The sequence below is a fragment of the Stutzerimonas sp. 21-1 genome (genome assembly GCF_056336065.1).
In genome coordinates this window covers 540,299-559,523 of sequence record NZ_CM150500.1, presented here as the reverse complement: position 1 = coordinate 559,523, position 19,225 = coordinate 540,299, and the positions used below count along the sequence as shown (strand labels likewise).

Annotated in this window: 18 protein-coding genes; 12 read left to right on the top strand and 6 right to left on the bottom strand. The window is 64.6% G+C overall.

Going from position 1 to position 19,225, the window contains the following annotated elements:
• Positions 1 to 2 precede the first annotated feature (2 nt).
• Genes AC0ZJQ_RS02570 through AC0ZJQ_RS02560 form a run of 3 tightly spaced genes read right to left on the bottom strand, consistent with a single transcriptional unit; the run spans position 3 to position 2,454 of the window.
• On the bottom strand, positions 3 to 770 hold the full coding sequence (locus tag AC0ZJQ_RS02570; RefSeq protein WP_237265117.1) for a DnaJ domain-containing protein: 768 nt from the start codon (positions 768 to 770) through the stop codon (positions 3 to 5).
• The gene (gene murU, locus AC0ZJQ_RS02565) at positions 770 to 1,438 is read right to left on the bottom strand and encodes an N-acetylmuramate alpha-1-phosphate uridylyltransferase MurU (protein WP_155551097.1); all 669 of its coding nucleotides are present in this window, start codon (positions 1,436 to 1,438) and stop codon (positions 770 to 772) included. The genes AC0ZJQ_RS02570 and murU overlap by 1 nt, the downstream gene beginning before the upstream one ends.
• Positions 1,435 to 2,454, bottom strand: a complete 1,020-nt coding sequence (locus tag AC0ZJQ_RS02560; protein ID WP_237265118.1) for a phosphotransferase — start codon at positions 2,452 to 2,454, stop codon at positions 1,435 to 1,437. Before AC0ZJQ_RS02560 ends, murU begins: the two co-directional genes overlap by 4 nt.
• A 128-nt stretch (positions 2,455 to 2,582) precedes the next feature.
• Between AC0ZJQ_RS02560 and AC0ZJQ_RS02555 the strand changes: the two genes are divergently transcribed.
• The 11 genes from AC0ZJQ_RS02555 to AC0ZJQ_RS02505 all read left to right on the top strand — a co-directional run bounded on the left by AC0ZJQ_RS02555 (position 2,583) and on the right by AC0ZJQ_RS02505 (position 16,600).
• A complete protein-coding gene (locus tag AC0ZJQ_RS02555; protein ID WP_155551099.1) occupies positions 2,583 to 5,348 on the top strand; it encodes an LPS-assembly protein LptD in 2,766 nt (921 codons plus the stop codon).
• Positions 5,329 to 6,636, top strand: a complete 1,308-nt coding sequence (locus AC0ZJQ_RS02550) for a peptidylprolyl isomerase (protein ID WP_476477304.1) — start codon at positions 5,329 to 5,331, stop codon at positions 6,634 to 6,636. Before AC0ZJQ_RS02555 ends, AC0ZJQ_RS02550 begins: the two co-directional genes overlap by 20 nt.
• Before the next feature lie 82 nt (positions 6,637 to 6,718).
• Complete coding sequence (gene pdxA, locus AC0ZJQ_RS02545) at positions 6,719 to 7,708, top strand: 4-hydroxythreonine-4-phosphate dehydrogenase PdxA (protein ID WP_155551101.1); 990 nt, start codon at positions 6,719 to 6,721, stop codon at positions 7,706 to 7,708.
• A 180-nt stretch (positions 7,709 to 7,888) separates the two neighbouring features.
• Positions 7,889 to 8,683: a 16S rRNA (adenine(1518)-N(6)/adenine(1519)-N(6))-dimethyltransferase RsmA gene (rsmA, locus tag AC0ZJQ_RS02540; protein WP_102828980.1), complete on the top strand. Its 795-nt coding sequence runs from the start codon at positions 7,889 to 7,891 to the stop codon at positions 8,681 to 8,683.
• A 27-nt stretch (positions 8,684 to 8,710) separates the two neighbouring features.
• Positions 8,711 to 9,094, top strand: a complete 384-nt coding sequence (gene apaG, locus AC0ZJQ_RS02535) for a Co2+/Mg2+ efflux protein ApaG (RefSeq protein WP_138300963.1) — start codon at positions 8,711 to 8,713, stop codon at positions 9,092 to 9,094.
• Complete coding sequence (locus AC0ZJQ_RS02530; protein WP_008568269.1) at positions 9,091 to 9,918, top strand: symmetrical bis(5'-nucleosyl)-tetraphosphatase; 828 nt, start codon at positions 9,091 to 9,093, stop codon at positions 9,916 to 9,918. The genes apaG and AC0ZJQ_RS02530 overlap by 4 nt, the downstream gene beginning before the upstream one ends.
• Complete coding sequence (glpE, locus tag AC0ZJQ_RS02525; protein ID WP_102828982.1) at positions 9,915 to 10,247, top strand: thiosulfate sulfurtransferase GlpE; 333 nt, start codon at positions 9,915 to 9,917, stop codon at positions 10,245 to 10,247. Before AC0ZJQ_RS02530 ends, glpE begins: the two co-directional genes overlap by 4 nt.
• Positions 10,248 to 10,515: 268 nt before the next feature.
• On the top strand, positions 10,516 to 12,438 hold the full coding sequence (locus AC0ZJQ_RS02520) for a PrkA family serine protein kinase (protein ID WP_008568271.1): 1,923 nt from the start codon (positions 10,516 to 10,518) through the stop codon (positions 12,436 to 12,438).
• A 101-nt stretch (positions 12,439 to 12,539) separates the two neighbouring features.
• Positions 12,540 to 13,811, top strand: coding sequence for a YeaH/YhbH family protein (locus AC0ZJQ_RS02515; RefSeq protein WP_102828983.1), 1,272 nt, complete (start codon positions 12,540 to 12,542; stop codon positions 13,809 to 13,811).
• Positions 13,812 to 13,821: 10 nt separating this feature from the next.
• Positions 13,822 to 15,363, top strand: a complete 1,542-nt coding sequence (locus tag AC0ZJQ_RS02510) for a SpoVR family protein (protein WP_102828984.1) — start codon at positions 13,822 to 13,824, stop codon at positions 15,361 to 15,363.
• Between the two features lie 76 nt (positions 15,364 to 15,439).
• Positions 15,440 to 16,600 carry a multifunctional CCA addition/repair protein gene (locus AC0ZJQ_RS02505; RefSeq protein WP_476477303.1) on the top strand — a complete coding sequence of 387 codons (1,161 nt, stop codon included), beginning with the start codon at positions 15,440 to 15,442 and terminating at the stop codon, positions 16,598 to 16,600.
• On the opposite strand, the gene folK is transcribed toward AC0ZJQ_RS02505, so the two are convergent.
• Positions 16,583 to 17,128, bottom strand: coding sequence for a 2-amino-4-hydroxy-6-hydroxymethyldihydropteridine diphosphokinase (folK, locus tag AC0ZJQ_RS02500; RefSeq protein ID WP_008568276.1), 546 nt, complete (start codon positions 17,126 to 17,128; stop codon positions 16,583 to 16,585). The genes AC0ZJQ_RS02505 and folK overlap by 18 nt on opposite strands.
• Complete coding sequence (folB, locus tag AC0ZJQ_RS02495) at positions 17,119 to 17,472, bottom strand: dihydroneopterin aldolase (protein WP_458989200.1); 354 nt, start codon at positions 17,470 to 17,472, stop codon at positions 17,119 to 17,121. The genes folK and folB overlap by 10 nt, the downstream gene beginning before the upstream one ends.
• 75 nt (positions 17,473 to 17,547) lie before the next feature.
• Between folB and plsY the strand changes: the two genes are divergently transcribed.
• A complete protein-coding gene (gene plsY / locus AC0ZJQ_RS02490) occupies positions 17,548 to 18,117 on the top strand; it encodes a glycerol-3-phosphate 1-O-acyltransferase PlsY (RefSeq protein WP_155551104.1) in 570 nt (189 codons plus the stop codon).
• A 42-nt stretch (positions 18,118 to 18,159) separates the two neighbouring features.
• Here plsY and tsaD read toward each other — a convergent pair whose 3' ends face one another.
• Positions 18,160 to 19,185, bottom strand: coding sequence for a tRNA (adenosine(37)-N6)-threonylcarbamoyltransferase complex transferase subunit TsaD (gene tsaD / locus AC0ZJQ_RS02485; RefSeq protein WP_237265123.1), 1,026 nt, complete (start codon positions 19,183 to 19,185; stop codon positions 18,160 to 18,162).
• Positions 19,186 to 19,225 lie beyond the last annotated feature (40 nt).

Below are 19,225 nucleotides of genomic sequence, written 5' to 3'. Positions count from 1 at the left end.
GCTCAGCGAAAGCCGCGGCGCTCGCGGATCAGCGTGTAGGCGCTATGCAACTCGCGCGTGCGCTCGGTGGCCTCACGCACAGCGGCCTGACTGGCGCCGGCGCCGGCCTGTTTGTCCGGGTGGTGCTTGCTGAGCAGACGTCGATAGGCTCGCTTGATCGTCGCCGGGTCGGCATCGTGGCGCACACCGAGCAGACGCAACGCCTGCTCGTAGGCGCCGCCGCGACTGGCCGGCGCCTCCTGGCCGCGTGCCGCGGCCTGATCAAGCGCCGCCACGGCGGCGCCGTCCCAGCCCATCCACTTGCCCCAGAGCAGGATCAGCTCGTGCTCGCGCGTGCCCATCTGCCCGTTGGCCCGCGCCATGCGCCAGCAGGCTTCCAGCAAGCGCGTCGCCTCCTCGCGGCGCTGGCGCAGCCGGGCGAGCGGCGCACGCAAGGCCACGTCGCTTGCCTTGCCGCGATAGAACGCCTCGATCGCCGCGCGCTGGGCCGCACCGTCCAGACGCAGGCGGCGCATCTCCGCCCGTGCCGCCTGGATGTGCGCCTCGCTGACGCGGCCGCCGCTCTTGGCAAGGCGCCCGAGCAGAAAGAACAGCAGTTCGTTGCCGCGCATCTCCTCGCGACCCGCCAGCCGTTCGCGCAGGCCCGCCCACGACGTCCAGCCGAAGCGGCGATCCAGCATCTGCCCGAGCAATCCGCCGAGCAGCGCGCCGGGAATGCTCGCCAGCAGCCAGCCGATCAGCGCTCCGAGCGCGGTAAGCGGCCAGAACATCAGCAGCGCGCCCCGAGCAGCTGCTCGACTTCGGCCAGCCGCTCATGGGTGCCGACATCCACCCAACGCCCGCGGTAATGCTCGCCCGTCACCTGCCCGCTCGCCATCGCCTGGCGCAGCAGCGGCGCCAGCTTGAAGGCGCCGGCCGCGCATTCGCGAAACAGTGCTGGATGCAGCACGGCCATGCCGCTGTAGGTCAGCTTCGAGGCGGCGCCGGCCTCGCTCACCCGACCATCGAGCAAACAGAAATCGCCCTGCGGGTGATGCGCGGGATTGTCCACCAGCACCAGATGCGCAAGACCGCTCAGCGGCTGGCGCAGCGCAGTGAAATCGAAGTCGGTCCAGATATCGCCATTGACCACCACGAACGGCTGCTCGCCGAGCAACGGCAGCGCACGCTGGATGCCGCCGCCCGTCTCCAGCGGCTCGCCTTCGGCGGAATAGCGAATACGCACACCGAAACGCGCGCCATCGGCCAGGTAATCCTCGATCTGCCGGCCGAGCCAGGCATGATTGACCACCAGCTCGGCGAATCCCGCCTGCGCCAACGCCCGCACGTGGTATTCGATCAACGGCACACCGGCGGCCCGCACCAGCGGTTTGGGCGTATGCAGTGTCAGCGGCCGCAGGCGCTCGCCCTTGCCGGCGGCGAGGATCATCGCCTTCATGGACGCGGCTCCGCTGGCAGGCTGCGCAGCAGCGTGGCCAGCTCGGCCAGCTCCGGGCGCCGCGCCAGCACCGTCTCGATGTAGGCGAAGAAGCGCGGCACATCGGCCAGGTAGCGCGGCTTGCCGTCGCGATGACAGATGCGCGCGAAAATGCCGATCACCTTGAGGTGCCGCTGCACGCCCATCAGATCGCTGGCGCGCTGCAGTTCCTCGAAGCTGTCGGGCACCGCGATTCCGGCGTCGCGCGCCTTCTGCCAGTAGTCCCGCAGCCATCCCTGCACGCGCGCTTCCGGCCAGCTGACGAAGGCATCCTTGAACAGCGAGGTGATGTCGTAGCTCACCGGGCCGAGCACCGCGTCCTGGAAATCCAGCACGCCCGGATTCGGCTCGCTGAGCATGAGGTTGCGCGGCATGTAATCGCGATGCACCAGCACCCGCGGCTGCGCCAGCGCCGAGTCGATCAGCGTGCGACAGATGCGCTCCCAGGCGTCCTGCTGCGCATCTTCGAAGGTACAACCGAGATGACGCTGCACGTACCACTCGGGGAACAGCTGCAGCTCGCGCCGCAGCAGCGCCTCGTCGTACAGCGGCATCGGCACCTGCAGCGGCTGTCGCTGAAAGGTCAGCAGTGCGTCGATGGCGTCGGCGAACAGTCGATCGGCGTTGTCCGCATCGATCACGTCCAGGTAGGTCTGCCGCCCGAGATCGCTCAACAGCAGGAAGCCGCGTTCGAGATCCGCCGCCAGCACCTGCGGCACATGCACGCCGGCCGCCGCCAGCAGACCGGCAATCTTGACGAAGGGCCGGCAGTCTTCCTGCGGCGGCGGCGCATCCATGACGATCAGGTTGCGGTCATCGCCCTCCCAGCGGAAATAGCGGCGAAAGCTTGCGTCGCTGCTGGCTGCGGTCAGCTGCGCAACCGGCACGTGACCCCAGCCGTTGGCGGCAAACAGGGCAGGCAGTTCTTGCTCCAGCCAGGCACGAACGTCCTGCAGGCGGTGATCTTGGTGAGGCATCGGGCGGTCTCCACGGCGCTAGCCGATAGGCGGGTCATGCTTTATTATCCGGCATCTTTCTCAGCCCATCGAGAGGCGTGCGGCTCAGCCGGACGATGGCTCGCCGCAAGCACGGACCCCAGAACAAGATGGCAGTCAAATATCCCGCGTTTCGTAGAAAATTCCCTCTTCTGATGACTGGCGGCCTGTTGGCGATGCAGCCGATGACCGCTCCGATGCTGCTGGCTGCCGAGCAGTTCGCCTGCCAACCCGGCGCCGGCGGCGGCTGGTCGTGCGCCAGCAGCACCCCGACCGCCAAACTGCCGCCCCGGCCGAATCAGGCCACGACCGAGAGCGCCGCGGCGTTCGCTGCCAGCGATGGCAAAGCAGACACCAGCGCCAAGCTGGTGACTGAGAGCAAGGGCCGTGCCCTGGCCTCGCGCAGTGCCGACTACAGCCATCTGGACTGGGTGCCACGCGATCAGCTGACGGCCGCCCAGCTCGCCGAAACCGGCCCCTACTGCGCCGGCACCTACGTCGAACCCGACCGTCCGGGCAAGCTCGACGACACGCCGATGAGCGAAGCGCCCACCTACGTTTCCGCCAAGGCAACCCGCTATGAGCAGGAACAGGAAGTCGCCACCTTGGCCGGCGATGTCGTATTGCGCCAGGGCAGCATGCAGGCCGAAGCTGATGAAGCCAGTCTCTATCAGCTGGAGAACCGCGGCGAACTGAACGGCAACGTTCGCCTGCGTGATCGCAACGCCCTGATGGTCGGCGACCGCGCGGAAATCTTCCTCGACAACGGTGAAGCCAAGGTCGAGAACGCCGAGTACGTCGTGCACTCGGGCAAGGTGCGCGGCAGCGCGCTGTACGCCAAGCGCGAAGAGAACGCGATCATCCGCCTCAAGGACGGCACCTATACCCGCTGCGAGCCAGGCGAAAACAGCTGGCACCTGAAGGGCAACAACGTCACGCTGAACCCGGCCACCGGCTTCGGCTCGGCCACCAACGTGACGTTGCGGGTCAAGGACGTTCCGGTGTTCTACACACCGTACATCTATTTCCCGATCGACGACCGCCGCCAGTCCGGCTTCCTCGCACCGAGCATCGGCTCCTCCAGCGACACCGGCCTGTCGCTGCAGACGCCCTACTACTTCAACCTGGCGCCGAACTTCGACGCCACGCTCTACCCGCATTTGATGACCGATCGCGGCCTGCTGATGGAAGGTGAATTCCGCTACCTGACCCGCAGCAGTGAGGGCCAGATCGGCGCCGCCTACCTGGACGACAGCAACGACGATCGCAAACTGCAGTCGGAGTACGAAGACCAGCGCTGGATGTACAGCTGGCAGAACCGCAGCGGCCTGGATTCTCGCCTGCTCGCCGAGGTGGACTACACCGACCTCAGCGATCCGTACTACTTCCAGGATCTGGATACCAACCTGGATATCGACCAGCCGGATCACCTCGATCAGCGCGGCACCCTGACTTGGCGCGGCGACAGCTACACCGCAAGACTCAACGTCCACGGCTACGAGCGCGCCACGGTTGCCGACGTCACACCGTACGAGCGGTTGCCGCAGCTGACCCTGGACGGGCGCCTGCCCTTTCAGCCGGGCGGGCTGAATTTCGCCTACAAGACCGAGTTCGTCAGCTTTCAGCGCAACCTGCGTGATGGCTTCTTCACTGACGAGGATGGAAATACCGGTCTGGCAGAACACCGCTGGTACGACGATCGCCTGCGCGGCCTGACCCGCGCCGAAGGCGAGCGTATCCATCTGGAGCCCGGCGTGAGCCTGCCGCTGGACTGGAGCTGGGGCTTCGTCAAGCCATCCCTGAAATACGCTTACACCCAGTACGATCTGGATCTCGACGCCACTGGGCAGCGCACTCTGGGCGCCTACGAATCATTCGATCGCAACCAGAATCGCGGCGTACCGATCTTCAGCGTCGACAGCGGCCTGTATTTCGACCGCGATACCCAATGGTTCGGCAAGGACTACCGGCAGGCGATGGAGCCCCGGCTGTTCTATCTTTATGTGCCTGAAGAAGATCAGACCGATATTCCGATCTTCGACACGGGCGAAAGCAGCTTCAGCTATTCCTCGCTGTGGCGCGAGAACCGCTTTTCCGGCCGCGACCGCATCGGCGACGCCAATCAGGTATCGCTGGGCGTGACCAACCGCTGGATCGAATCCAACGGCTTCGAGCGGCAGCGCTTCAGCATCGGCCAGGCGTTCTACTTCGAAGATCGCAAGGTCCAGCTGCGCGGCATTGATTACCGCACGCGCGCCAACGCAACCTCTTCGGTTTCGCCATACGCGTTGGAGTACATGTACCGCTATAACCGCGACTGGAACTTCACTTCGACGTTCAACTGGGATCCGGACGAGGGGCGTACCCGCTCGGGCAGTGCCATGTGGCACTACCAGCCTGAGGACAACCCGAACAAGATCATCAATATCGGCTATCGCTACCGTAACGACACCATGCGTTTCGACCAGGCGACCGGCGAATGGACCTATGGCGGGGACTATGGACGCCCCGGCCAAGCGAACTACATCAAGGACTACTACAAGATCAATCAGCATGACTTCTCGTTCATCTGGCCGGTGGTTCCGCAGTGGAGCGTCATCGGGCGCTGGCAGCACGACTACAGCCGCAGCCGCACACTGGAAGCCTTTGGTGGCTTCGAGTACGACAGTTGCTGCTGGAAGCTGCGGCTGATCAACCGCTACTGGATCGACTACGACGAAACCAGCCTCAACCCCGCTCTCAACGACGAGCCGGACACCGGCATCTTCCTGCAGATCGTGCTCAAGGGACTGGGTGGCGTGGTCGGCAATGCGACCGAAACATTCCTCGACGAAGGCATTCAAGGCTACCGTGAACGTGAAGACCAAGCTTTCTGATTACCTGCGCCCGCTCGTGGCGGGCGCCCTGCTGGTGGGCAACGCTGCACTGATTCCTCTCGCAAGCGCCGAGGTACAGCCGCTGGATCGCGTGGTCGCTATCGTCGACAACGACGTCATCATGCAGAGCCAGCTGGAACAGCGCATTCGCGAGGTTCAGCAGACCATCGATAAGCGCGGTGCCGATGCGCCGCCGATGGACGTCCTGCGCCAGCAGGTGCTCGAGCGCCTGATCACCGAGAACCTGCAACTGCAGATCGGCGAGCGCTCGGGCATCCGTATCTCCGACGAAGAGCTCAACCAGGCGATGGGCACCATCGCCCAGCGCAACAACATGACCCTCGAGCAGTTCCGCAGCGCCCTGGCCAACGACGGCCTGAGCCTGGAAACGGCGCGCGAGCAGATCCGTCGCGAGATGATCATCAGCCGCGTGCGGCAACGGCGGATCGCCGAGCGCGTGCCGGTTTCCGACCAGGAGGTACGCAACTTCCTCGCTTCGGACCTGGGCAAGCTCCAGTTGTCCGAAGAGTACCGGCTGGCGAACATCCTCATTGCGGTGCCCGAGGGCGCCGACTCGACCACCATTCAGGCGGCCGAACGACGCGCCAACGAAACCTACGAGCAGCTCCAGCAAGGCGCTAACTTTGCCCAGCTGGCGGTCGCCCGCTCGGCCAGCGAAAACGCCCTGGAAGGCGGCGAGATGGGCTGGCGCAAGGCCGCCCAGCTGCCACCGCCGTTCGATAGCGACGTGCGTGAACTGGCGGTGGGCGAATTCACCCGTCCAGTGCGCACACCGCCGGGTTTCATCATCCTCAAGCTGCTGGAAAAACGCGGCGGCGATACCCAGGTGCGCGACGAGGTGCATGTTCGCCACATCCTGATCAAGCCAAGCGCCATCCGCAGCAACGACGAGGCGCGCCTATTGGTACAACGTCTGCGCGAGCGCATCGTCGCCGGCGAGGACTTCGCCGAACTGGCGAAGAGTTTCTCGGAGGATCCGGGCTCGGCGCTCAACGGCGGCGACCTCAACTGGATCGATCCCGCCGCGCTGGTGCCAGAGTTCCGTGAAGTGATGGCCAACACCGCCAGCGGCAAGCTGTCTCCGGTGTTCCAGTCGCCCTTCGGCTACCACATTCTGGAAGTTCTCGGGCGTCGCGCCACCGACACCAGCGAAGAGTTCCGCGAACAGCAGGCCCTTAATCTGCTGCGCAACCGCAAATACGACGACGAGCTGCAGGCCTGGCTGCGCCAGATCCGCGACGAAGCGTACGTGGAAATCAAGCTCTAAGCTGATAACCGGAAGTACTCAGGGTGATGGACCAACCGGTACGTCACCCTTTTTTTTGCGCCCCTGTTTTTTCGAGGTTGCCATGCCCCTTTCGCGCCCTTTCGCCCTGACCCCCGGAGAACCTGCCGGCATCGGTCCGGACCTGTGTCTGCTGCTGGCACGTCAGGCCCAGCCACAAGCGCTTATCGCCATCGCCAGCCGGACCCTGCTGGCCGAACGCGCGGGGCAATTGGGACTGGACATCGCTCTGCTCGATGCCGGCCCCGGCGCCTGGCCGAGCGCCCCGGCACCGGCCGGCAGTCTGTACGTCTGGGATACTCCACTCGCCGCGCCGGTGACGGCCGGCCAGCTGGACGCCCGGAATGGCCTCTATGTGCTGGAAACCCTGACCCGCGCCGGGCGCGGCTGCCTCGACGGCCACTTCGCCGGGATGATCACCGCCCCCGTGCACAAGGGCGTCATCAACGAGGCCGGTATCGCCTTCTCCGGCCATACCGAATTTCTCGCCGAGCTGACCCACACCGAACAGGTCGTCATGATGCTCGCCACGCGCGGCCTGCGCGTGGCTTTAGTCACTACCCACCTGCCGCTCAAGGAGGTCGCCGCGGCGATCACCGCCGAGCGGCTGACGCGCGTCGCACGCATCCTGCATGCCGATCTGGTCGGCAAGTTCGGCATTACCCGGCCGCGTATTCTGGTCTGCGGGCTCAACCCGCATGCCGGCGAAGGCGGACACCTGGGCCGCGAGGAAATTGAGATCATCGAACCGACGCTGCAACGCCTGCGCGGCGAAGGGCTGAACCTGATCGGCCCGCTGCCGGCCGATACGCTGTTCACCCCCAAGCACCTCGATCAATGCGACGCGGTGCTGGCGATGTATCACGACCAGGGCCTGCCGGTGCTCAAGTACAAGGGCTTCGGTGCCGCAGTCAATGTCACCCTCGGCCTGCCGATCGTGCGCACCTCGGTCGACCACGGCACCGCACTGGACCTGGCCGGCACCGGGCGGATTGATACCGGCAGCCTGCAAGTGGCCTTGGAAACGGCCTACCAGATGGCCAGCCCGAGCTGAGCCTAGGCTTGCGCGCCGCAGGCGGATGTCACTTATGCATCCGCCTGGCGCACCTGAATCCGTGGGGAGCGGGCGGACCGCCTACAGCGGCACCGCCTTTCGCTGTTAAACTGCCCGCCTTTGCCTTACCGCTCTCGGCTCCTGCTTGACGCTTGCAGCTTGAGGCTTGGAGCTGCCGTTATGTCCGACTACCAACACCGCGCACGCAAGCGCTTCGGCCAGAATTTCCTGCACGATGCCGGCGTCATCCATCGCATCCTGCGCGCCATCCATCCCAAGGCGGGTGAACGGCTGGTGGAGATCGGCCCCGGCCAGGGCGCACTCACCGAAGGCCTGCTCGACAGCGGCGCGCACCTGGACGTGGTCGAACTGGACCTCGACCTGATTCCCATCCTGCAGAGCAAATTCGCCGGGCGCGAGAATTTCACCCTGCATCAGGGCGATGCGCTGAAGTTCGACTTTGCCCGCCTGAGCCAGGAACCGGCCAGCCTGCGTATCGTCGGCAACCTGCCCTACAACATCTCCACCCCGCTGATCTTTCATCTGCTCGAGCACGCCGGGCTGATCCGTGACATGCACTTCATGCTGCAGAAGGAAGTGGTCGAGCGCCTGGCCGCCGAACCGGGCGGCGGTGACTGGGGCCGGCTGTCGATCATGGTGCAGTACCACTGTCGCGTGGAGCATCTGTTCAACGTCGGCCCGGGCGCGTTCAACCCGGCGCCCAAGGTCGATTCGGCGATCGTCCGCCTGGTGCCGCACGAGACGCTGCCGCATCCAGCACGCGACCACCGCCAGCTCGAGCGGGTGGTACGCGAAGCCTTCAACCAGCGCCGCAAGACGCTGCGTAATACGCTCAAGGGTTTGCTCGACGCTGAGGCCATCGAGGCTGCGCAGGTCGACGGCGGCCTGCGCCCTGAACAGCTCGACCTCGCGGCATTCGTCCGCCTCTCCGATCAACTCGCGCTGCGCAGCTAGCAGCGCGCCTACCGAGTCGAGTTCGCCATGACCGAAGACCGCCGCTACCGCATCGACGTCAGCGTCACGCCCCGCTATCTGTCCGCGCAGTCCGAGCCGGAACAAAACCGCTATGCCTTTGCCTACACGGTAACGATCGAAAACACTGGCGAGGTGGCGGCGCAGCTGCTGGCGCGGCACTGGATCATCACCGATGGCGACGGCAAGGTGCAGGAAGTCCGCGGTGCAGGCGTCATCGGCGAGCAGCCGTTGATTGCTCCCGGCGAGCGGCACGTCTACACCAGCGGCACCCTGCTGGCGACGCCGGTCGGCAGCATGCAGGGCAGCTACGAGATGCGCGCCGAGGATGGCCACGCTTTCACGGCACCCATCGCGCCGTTCCGTCTCGCCGTACCCGGAGCACTGCATTGACCACCTATGCTGTCGGCGACCTGCAAGGTTGCCTCGAACCCCTCAAATGCCTACTCGAGCAGGTCGACTTCAGCCCCTCGCGCGACTGCCTGTGGCTGGCGGGCGATCTGGTAAATCGCGGCCCGCAATCGCTCGAGGCCCTGCGTTTCGTGCGTGATCTGGACGGCTCGGCCATCACCGTGCTGGGCAATCATGACCTGCATCTGCTGGCGATCGCGCATGACATCGAGCGCCTGCGCAAATCCGACACGCTCAGACCGATCCTCGACGCCCCCGACTGCGCCGATCTGATCGACTGGCTGCGCCGACAGAAGCTGCTGCACTACGACGCCGAGCGCCACACCGCGATGGTGCACGCCGGCATTCCGCCGCAGTGGACGCTGGAAAAGGCGCTCAAGCGTGCCGCCGAGGTCGAGCTGGCGCTGCAGGACGACGCAATGCTGCGGCCGTTTCTCGACGGCATGTACGGCAACCTGCCCGCCAAGTGGAGCAAGGACCTGCACGGCGTGCCGCGGTTACGCCTGATCACCAACTACTTCACCCGCATGCGTTTCTGCAAAGCCGACGGCACGCTGGAGCTGGAAAGCAAAGAAGGCCTGGACAGCGCACCGAAAGGCTTCGCGCCCTGGTTCAGTCACCCGCAGCGCAAGACCCGCAACGTCAAGCTGATCTTCGGCCACTGGGCGGCGCTGGAAGGCAACTGCGACGAACCCAACGTATTCGCCTTGGACACCGGCTGCGTCTGGGGCAACGCCATGACCCTGATGAACCTCGACAGCGAAGAACTCCTGCGCTGCGATTGCGACCATGGAACCGCGGCATGACCGACTTCAAACGCATTTCCCCCGAGACCGCCCAGCAGATGCGCGCCGCCGGCGCCGTGGTGGTCGATATCCGCGACCCGCACAGCTACGCCAGTGGCCATATCGGCGGCTCGACACATCTGGACAATCATTCGCTGCCGGACTTCATCGCCGCCGCCGACTTCGACCATCCGCTGATCGTCACCTGCTACCACGGCCATTCGAGCCAAAGCGCCGCAGCCTATCTGGCCAACCAGGGATTCTCCGACGTCTACAGCCTGGACGGTGGTTTCGAACTCTGGCGCGCCACGTTTCCGCTCGACGTCGAGCGCGATGACGATCCCGCTTAAATAAATCCCAGCCTTCACGCCGCGCCAGTCGCGGCCTCCGAGCGTCCCGGCGGCACCACGCCCCGGAAAATGCCGCCCTTGCCCTTCGCTGCGCCGAATCCGAACTATCCTTGAGTTCAGGCCATCCAAGAAATGAAAGCCGTACGCGGCTTCCAGAATCAGGTTTCGACCATTAGGTGTTCGGGGGAACTCCACTGGCCGCCCTTTCGGCCGGGCTCCAGGATGCCTGATGACAACGCCGGCTCCGTGCATCGACCGAGGTGAAGTCATGAGCATTTTCAGTCACTTCCAACAACGATTCGAAGCGACCCGCCAGGAAGAATACTCGCTGCAGGAATACCTCGATCTGTGCAAGCAGGACCCGAGGACCTACGCCACCGCCGCCGAGCGGCTGCTGATGGCCATCGGCGAGCCCGAGCTGGTCGATACCTCCACCGACCCGCGGCTGTCGCGGATCTTCTCCAACAAGGTCATCCGCCGTTACCCCTCGTTCGAGGACTTCCACGGCATGGAAGACTGCATCGACCAGATCGTTTCCTACTTCCGCCACGCCGCGCAGGGCCTGGAAGAGAAGAAGCAGATTCTCTACCTCCTTGGCCCGGTGGGCGGCGGCAAGTCCTCGCTGGCCGAGAAGCTCAAGCAGTTAATGGAGCGCGTACCGTTCTACGCGATCAAGGGTTCGCCGGTGTTCGAGTCGCCGCTGGGGCTGTTCAACCCCACTGAGGATGCGCAGATTCTCGAAGAGGATTACGGCATCCCGCGGCGCTATCTGAACTCCATCATGTCGCCGTGGGCGACCAAGCGCCTGCAGGAATTCGGCGGCGACATCAGCCAGTTCCGCGTGGTCAAGCTGTACCCGTCGATTCTCAACCAGATCGCCGTGGCCAAGACCGAGCCGGGCGACGAGAACAACCAGGACATCTCCGCACTGGTCGGCAAGGTGGATATCCGCAAGCTCGAGGAATTCCCGCAGAACGACGCCGACGCCTACAGCTATTCGGGGGCGCTGTGCCGCGCCAACCAGGGCCTGATGGAATTCGTCGAAATGTTCAAGGCGCCGATCAAGGTGCTGCACCCGCTGCTGACGGCCACCCAGGAAGGCAACTACAACAGCACCGAGGGGCTGGGCGCGATTCCGTTCAACGGCATCCTGCTGGCCCACTCCAACGAATCGGAATGGCACACCTTCCGCAACAACAAGAACAACGAAGCCTTCATCGACCGCATCTACATCGTCAAGGTGCCGTACTGCCTGCGCGTGACCGATGAGGTGAAGATCTACGACAAGCTGCTGATCAACAGCTCGCTGGCCCAGGCCCATTGCGCGCCGGACACCCTGAAGATGCTCGCGCAGTTCAGCGTACTGAGCCGCCTGAAAGAGCCGGAAAACTCCAACATCTACTCGAAGATGCGGGTCTACGACGGCGAAAACCTCAAGGACACCGATCCCAAGGCCAAGTCGATCCAGGAATACCGCGATGCTGCCGGCGTCGACGAGGGCATGAACGGCCTGTCGACCCGCTTCGCCTTCAAGATCCTCTCCAAGGTGTTCAACTTCGACCCGCACGAGATCGCGGCCAACCCCGTGCACCTGCTCTACGTGCTCGAACAGCAGATCGAGCAGGAGCAGTTCCCCGCCGAGGTGCGCGAGCGCTACCTGCGCTACATCAAGGAATACCTGGCGCCGCGCTACATCGAGTTCATCGGCAAAGAGATCCAGACCGCCTACCTCGAGTCGTACAGCGAGTACGGGCAGAACATCTTCGATCGCTACGTGCTGTACGCCGACTTCTGGATTCAGGATCAGGAATACCGCGACCCGGAAACCGGCGAGATTCTCAACCGCGGCGCACTCAACGAGGAGCTGGAGAAGATCGAGAAACCGGCCGGCATCAGCAACCCGAAGGATTTCCGCAACGAGATCGTCAACTTCGTGCTGCGCGCCCGTGCCAACAACAACGGTAAGAATCCATCCTGGCTCAGCTACGAGAAGCTGCGCGTGGTGATCGAGAAGAAGATGTTCTCCAACACCGAGGACCTGCTGCCGGTCATCAGCTTCAACGCCAAGGCCAGCAAGGAAGACCAGAAAAAGCACAACGATTTCGTGGTGCGCATGGTGGAGCGTGGCTATACCGAGAAGCAGGTTCGCCTGTTGTCGGAATGGTATCTGCGGGTGCGTAAATCGCAGTAACACGGCCCCAGCTCGCCAGCCCGCGCGGACGGTGCACCTGACCGGCCGCGCAGGCTTGCGGTCTGCAGCCTGAGAAGCCTGCAGTTGGCCGGAGGGCCCTTATGAGCTACGTCATCGACCGTCGTCTGAACGGCAAGAACAAGAGCACGGTAAACCGCCAGCGCTTCCTGCAGCGCTACCGTGGGCATATCAAGAAGGCGGTGGAGGAAGCCGTCAGCCGGCGTTCCATCACCGACATGGAACACGGCGAACAGATCAGCATTCCGGGTCGCGACATCGACGAACCGGTGCTGCACCACGGCCACGGCGGCCGCCAGACCATCGTCCATCCGGGCAACAAGGAATTCATCGCTGGCGAACGCATCCCGCGGCCGCAGGGCGGCGGTGGAGGTGGCGGCAGCGGTCAGGCCAGCAACACCGGCGAAGGCATGGACGACTTCGTCTTCCAGATCACCCAGGAGGAATTCCTCGATTTCATGTTCGAGGACCTGGAGCTGCCCAACCTGGTCAAGCGCCACCTGGCCGGCACCGAAACCTTCAAAACCGTGCGCGCCGGCATCAGCAACGAAGGCAATCCGTCGCGCATCAACATCGTGCGCACCCTGCGTTCGGCCCATGCACGGCGCATCGCGCTATCGGGCAGTAGCCGCGCCAAGCTGCGCGAGATGAAAGCCGAGCTGACGCGCCTGCTGCTGGAGGAACCGGACAACTTCAACGACATCAAGGCCACCGAAGAGGAGATCGAACGCCTCAGCGCGCGGATCAACCGGGTGCCGTTCCTCGACACCTTCGACCTCAAGTACAACCTGCTGGTCAAGCAGCCGAACCCCAGCTCGAAAGCGGTGATGTTCTGCGTGATGGACGTCTCCGGCTCGATGACCCAGGCGACCAAGGACATCGCCAAGCGCTTCTTCATCCTGCTGTACCTGTTCCTCAAGCGGAACTACGACAAGATCGATGTGGTGTTCATCCGCCACCACACCAGCGCCAAGGAAGTCGACGAGGAAGAGTTCTTCTACTCGCGCGAGACCGGCGGCACCATCGTCTCCAGCGCGTTGAAAATGATGCAAGAGATCATGGCCGAGCGTTATCCGGCCAATGAGTGGAACATCTATGCCGCGCAGGCTTCGGACGGTGATAACTGGAACGACGACTCGCCGTTGTGCCGCGACATCCTGATCAACCAGATCATGCCGTTCGTGCAGTATTTCACCTACGTCGAAATCACCCCGCGCGAGCACCAGGCGCTCTGGTACGAGTACAACCAGGTCGCCGAAGCCTTCGCCGACTCCTTCGCCCAGCAGCAGCTGGTCAGCGCCGCCGATATCTATCCGGTGTTCCGCGAGCTGTTCCAGCGGCGCATCAACGCCTGAGGGGGATGCCATGAAGCGACAGCCCATCTCCACCGGCTCGGAATGGACCTTCGAGCTGATCCGCGCCTACGACCGCGAGATCGGCCGCCTCGCCGAACGCTACGCGCTGGATACCTACCCGAACCAGATCGAAGTGATCACCGCCGAGCAGATGATGGATGCTTACGCCTCCGTCGGCATGCCCATCGGCTATCACCACTGGTCCTACGGCAAGCACTTTCTCAGCACCGAGAAAGGCTACAAGCGCGGACAGATGGGGCTGGCCTACGAGATCGTGATCAACTCCGATCCCTGCATCGCCTACCTGATGGAAGAAAACACCATCTGCATGCAGGCGCTGGTCATCGCCCACGCCTGCTACGGCCACAACAGCTTCTTCAAGGGCAACTACCTGTTCCGCACCTGGACCGACGCCAGCTCGATCATCGATTACCTGGTGTTCGCCAAGCAGTACATCACCCAGTGCGAGGAGCGCCACGGCATCGATGCGGTGGAGGATCTGCTCGACTCCTGCCATGCGCTGATGAACTACGGCGTCGATCGCTACAAACGCCCCTACCCGATTTCCGCCGAGGAGGAACGGCGCCGACAGAAGGAGCGCGAGGAGCACCTGCAGCGGCAGATCAACGACCTCTGGCGCACCATTCCCAAGAGTGCTGGCAAGGGCGATGAAGCCGACGACGGCAAACGCTTCCCGGCCGAACCGCAGGAGAACATCCTCTACTTCATCGAGAAGCACGCGCCGCTGCTCGAGCCCTGGCAGCGCGAAGTGGTGCGCATCGTGCGCAAGATTGCGCAGTACTTCTATCCGCAGCGCCAGACCCAGGTGATGAACGAGGGCTGGGCCACGTTCTGGCACTACACGCTGATGAACGACCTCTACGACGAAGGCCTGGTGACCGACGGATTCATGATGGAGTTTCTCCAGGCTCACACCAGCGTGATTTACCAGCCCGGCTTCGACAGCCCGTACTACAGCGGCATCAACCCCTACACCCTGGGTTTCGCCATCTACAGCGACATCCGCCGCATCTGCGAACAGCCCACCGAGGAGGACCGCCGCTGGTTCCCCGACATCGCCGGCAGCGACTGGCTGACCACGCTGAAGTTCGCCATGCAGAACTTCAAGGACGAGAGTTTCATCCTGCAGTTCCTCTCGCCCAAGGTGATCCGCGACCTCAAGCTGTTCAGCATCCTCGACGACGACCGCAAGGACGAGCTGCTCGTGCCGGCGATCCACGACGAGAGTGGCTACCACGTCATCCGCGAACTGCTCGCCGCGCAGTACAACCTCGGCAACCGCGAGCCCAACGTGCAGGTCTGGAGCGTCGACCGCCGCGGCGACCGCTCGCTGACGCTGCGCCATCAGCAGCACGACCGCAAGCCGCTGGGCAGGTCCACGGACGAGGTGCTCAAGCACCTGCACCGCTTGTGGGGGTTCGACGTGCACCTGCAATCGATGCAGGGCGAACAGGTGGTCAACGCCCATCACATGCCGCCGCAACCCGAACCGGAGGCCGAAAGCCGCTTCCCCGGAATGAATTTCGCCTGACGGCGGCACCCGTGTCGTCCCCGCGAGATGGCGGGGGCGCGTTAATCCTTTATCCTCCGCGCCAACGGAGGTGAACATGCAGATCTACAAGGTAGGCGGCGCCGTGCGCGATCGCCTGTTGGGCCGCGAAGTGACCGAGGTGGACTGGGTGGTGGTTGGCGCCACCGCCGAAGCCATGCAGGCGCAAGGCTTCCGCCCGGTCGGCGCCGACTTCCCGGTGTTCCTGCATCCCACCACGGGCGAGGAATATGCGCTCGCGCGTACCGAGCGCAAAAACGGTCGCGGCTACGGGGGCTTTGTCTTCCATGCCAGCCCGGATGTCACGCTCGAGCAGGACCTGATTCGCCGCGACCTCACCATCAACGCGATGGCCGAGGACGCCGAAGGCCGCCTCTACGATCCTTACGGCGGCCAGCGCGATCTTGACGCGCGGTTGCTGCGACATGTCTCCCCGGCCTTCGCTGAAGATCCGCTGCGCGTGCTGCGGGTGGCGCGCTTCGCTGCTCGCTACGCGCCGCTAGGTTTTCGCGTCGCCGAGGAAACCCACGCGCTGATGGCCGATCTGGCCGCGTCCGGCGAGCTGCAAGCACTCACCCCCGAGCGCAGCTGGAAGGAAATCTCCCGCGCATTGATGGAGCCGCGTCCCGATGTGTTCATTGAGGTGCTGCGTGATTGCGGCGCGCTCGGCGAACTGTTTCCCGAACTGAATGCGCAGCTCGCGTGCTCGGCCAGCGCGGCGCAGCCGCTGCTGCGGACCCTGCGCGAGTGCGCGCTCGACCAGCAGCCGCTGCCGGTACGCTGGGCCTGCCTGCTGGCCATGCTGGACGACACGGCCATCGAGGCGCTGAATGCGCGCAGCAAGGCACCGCGCGACTGCCAGGAGCTGGCCGTGTTGGTCGGCCGCTTCCACGACGACGCCAGCCGCGCGGCCGAGCTGACGCCTGCGGAGCTGTTCGAGCTGTTGCAGCACTTCGACATCCAGCGGCGCCCCGAGCGCTTCGAACTGTTCCTGCAGGCTTGCATCCTGCTCGCTCGCGGCCGCGGCGCAGCCTTTCCTCAGGCCGACTACCTGCGTGGCGCGGCACAAGCCGTCCGCGCGGTGACCGTGCAACCGCTGATTGAACAGGGCTATCAAGGCGCCGAGCTGGGCGAAGCACTCAAGCGCACGCGGCTGGAGGCCGTCGCCCGCTTCAGCCGTGCTCGGACCGCGTGCGCAGCATCAGGCCGGGATGCCTGATCGCGGCTCCTGTAGCAGCTCCAGCGGCGTCAGCTCGACGCCTCGCCAGTGGAAACTCACCGGCCACAGCTGCTGGTCGATCCGCGCCTCGCGCCAGAGCTCGGCGAAGCTGCGGCCGACAGCGGGATGCCGCTGCTCGGGCACCAGCAACGCCAGGGGCCGGAGCACGAAGGCGTTCTTCAGGATCTCCGCGCGCGGCAGGCGCAGCCCGTCGAAGTCGCCGACCAGCGTGTCGTAGAGCAGCACATCGATATCCAGCGGCAGGCCCTTGCGCTCCGGCGCATAGCGACCGTTGTCGGCTTCGATAAATTTGAGCCGGCGATCCAGCTCGTTGAGCGGCAGCGCGGTTTGTCCGGCCACCACCAGGTTGTAGAAATTGTCGCCCTTGTAGCCCACCGCCAGGCTCTCGAATACCGGCGAGCAGCGCATGTCGGTCAGCAATTCGGCCAGCGCATCGAGGCCGGCACGCAGGTGATTCTCGCGCTCGACATTGCTGCCGAGCCCGAGCAGAACCGGAGTCAGCGGCATCCGCGTTCGATCTCCACGCCCAGTGCCCGTGCCCGTGGGTTGACACCGGGCTTGGTCACGCGCAACCGCAGCCAGACGATGCCGAATTCCTGCATCAGGCTCGCCGCCAGCCGCTCGGCGAAGGTTTCGACCAGCTCGAAACGCGCCGCCGCAGCAAACCGATCGATCGCCGCAGCGACCTTGGCGTAATCCAACGCCTTGTCCAGCTCATCCTCGGCGGCTGCCGGACGGATGTCCCAGCCCAGGGTCAAGTCCAGGCGCAGGCATTGGCGAATGCCGCGCTCCCAGTCGTAGGCACCGATCACGGTGTCGACTTCCAGACCCTCGATGAAAACTGTATCCACGTAGCATTCTCCCGCGACACGACAAGCACCGGTCGCATCGTTAGACTCAGGAGCCTCCTGCCCCGGGTGTATTCCATGTTCTGGCTGCTGACACTGCTCGCCTACCTGATCGGTTCGCTGTCATTCGCCATTCTGCTCAGCCGCCTGACCGGTCTGCCGGACCCGCGTGCCAGCGGCTCAGGCAATCCCGGCGCGACCAACATGCTACGCCTGGCTGGTCGACGCCTGGCCATCGCCACCTTGTTCGGCGATCTGCTCAAGGGACTGCTGCCGGTACTGCTTGCCGCCCGCCTGGACTTGAGCGTGCAGCAGCAGGGTTGGGTCGGCCTCGCCGCTGTGATCGGTCATCTGTATCCACTGTATTTCCGTTTCCGCGGCGGCAAGGGTGTCGCCACCGCTGCCGGTGCTCTGCTAGGGCTGTATCTGCCCGCCGCACTGCTGGCCGTCGTCGCCTGGCTCACCGTATTCCGCCTCACCCGCACCAGCTCGCTCGCTGCATTGATCGCCCTGCCGCTCTGCCTGCCGCTGCTGGCCTGGCAGCAACCCGGGGCGCTGCTGCCGATGAGCCTGCTGGCGGTGCTGATCGTCTGGCGCCACCGCAGCAACCTGCGTGCGCTGCGTGCCGGCCAGGAACGCCACTTCTGATTTTCGACTGACTATAGATGGCGGCCATGCCCAGCGCCTCCGTCAGATCGCCGGCAGCAACTCCATTGGCCAGCGCGCCTGCACGCCGATCGCCGGGCCGTCGTGCTGCCCGGCCAGCAGCCGCTGGCAGCCGGCGTAGGCGATCATTGCGCCGTTGTCGGTACAAAAACGCGGGCGCGCGTAGAACACCTGGCCGTTCAGCTCGCCTAGCATCTTTTCCAGCGCCTGGCGCAACGCACGATTGGCACTGACCCCGCCGGCGATCACCAGCGATTTCAGCCCGGTCTGCTTCAGCGCGCGGCGGCACTTGATCGTCAGCGTTTCGACGACCGCCTGTTGGAACGCCAGCGCGATGTCACAACGAGTCTGCTCGGACTCGTCGCCAGCGCTACGACACTGCTGCCAGGTATTGAGGGTGAAGGTCTTGAGCCCACTGAAGCTGAAATCCAGCCCGGGGCGATCGGTCATCGGCCGAGGAAAGACAAAGCGCCCCGGCGCACCCTGCTCCGCCAGTCGGGCGATCTCAGGACCACCCGGATAGCGCAGCCCCATCAGCTTGGCCGTCTTGTCGAAGGCCTCACCGGCGGCATCATCCACCGACTCACCGAGCAGCTCGTAGCGACCGATGCCGTCGACGCGTACCAGCTGGGTGTGCCCGCCGGATACCAACAGCGCGACGAACGGAAACGCCGGGGCCTGCTCCTCCAGCATTGGCGCCAGTAGATGGCCTTCCATATGATGCACGCCCACGGCCGGTACGCCCCAGGCTAGCGCCAGCGCCTGCGCGCAGGACGCGCCGACCAGCAGCGCGCCGACTAGCCCAGGCCCTGCGGTATAGGCCACCGCATCGATCTGCGCAGCCTCGCGGCCAGCCTCGGCAAGCACCTGGCGGATCAATGGCAGCATGCGCTTGACGTGATCACGCGAGGCCAGCTCCGGTACCACGCCGCCGTAGACGCGGTGCAGATCGATCTGGCTGAACAACGCATCGGCCAACAGGCCCTGCTCACTGTCGTATAGCGCGACCCCGGTCTCGTCGCAGGATGTTTCCAGCCCCAGCACCAGCATGGGTTCAACCTTCCACGGAGGCGAATGAAGCCGTGCATAT

Bases quoted from the DNA above. Each gene is read 5' to 3' on its own strand.
- AC0ZJQ_RS02570 (WP_237265117.1), bottom strand. From the start codon at position 770: ATGTTCTGGCCGCTTACCGCGCTCGGAGCGCTGATCGGCTGGCTGCTG.
- murU (WP_155551097.1), bottom strand. From the start codon at position 1,438: ATGAAGGCGATGATCCTCGCCGCCGGCAAGGGCGAGCGCCTGCGGCCG.
- AC0ZJQ_RS02560 (WP_237265118.1), bottom strand. From the start codon at position 2,454: ATGCCTCACCAAGATCACCGCCTGCAGGACGTTCGTGCCTGGCTGGAG.
- AC0ZJQ_RS02555 (WP_155551099.1), top strand. From the start codon at position 2,583: ATGGCAGTCAAATATCCCGCGTTTCGTAGAAAATTCCCTCTTCTGATG.
- pdxA (WP_155551101.1), top strand. From the start codon at position 6,719: ATGCCCCTTTCGCGCCCTTTCGCCCTGACCCCCGGAGAACCTGCCGGC.
- rsmA (WP_102828980.1), top strand. From the start codon at position 7,889: ATGTCCGACTACCAACACCGCGCACGCAAGCGCTTCGGCCAGAATTTC.
- apaG (WP_138300963.1), top strand. From the start codon at position 8,711: ATGACCGAAGACCGCCGCTACCGCATCGACGTCAGCGTCACGCCCCGC.
- glpE (WP_102828982.1), top strand. From the start codon at position 9,915: ATGACCGACTTCAAACGCATTTCCCCCGAGACCGCCCAGCAGATGCGC.
- AC0ZJQ_RS02520 (WP_008568271.1), top strand. From the start codon at position 10,516: ATGAGCATTTTCAGTCACTTCCAACAACGATTCGAAGCGACCCGCCAG.
- AC0ZJQ_RS02515 (WP_102828983.1), top strand. From the start codon at position 12,540: ATGAGCTACGTCATCGACCGTCGTCTGAACGGCAAGAACAAGAGCACG.
- AC0ZJQ_RS02510 (WP_102828984.1), top strand. From the start codon at position 13,822: ATGAAGCGACAGCCCATCTCCACCGGCTCGGAATGGACCTTCGAGCTG.
- AC0ZJQ_RS02505 (WP_476477303.1), top strand. From the start codon at position 15,440: ATGCAGATCTACAAGGTAGGCGGCGCCGTGCGCGATCGCCTGTTGGGC.
- folK (WP_008568276.1), bottom strand. From the start codon at position 17,128: ATGCCGCTGACTCCGGTTCTGCTCGGGCTCGGCAGCAATGTCGAGCGC.
- plsY (WP_155551104.1), top strand. From the start codon at position 17,548: ATGTTCTGGCTGCTGACACTGCTCGCCTACCTGATCGGTTCGCTGTCA.
- tsaD (WP_237265123.1), bottom strand. From the start codon at position 19,185: ATGCTGGTGCTGGGGCTGGAAACATCCTGCGACGAGACCGGGGTCGCG.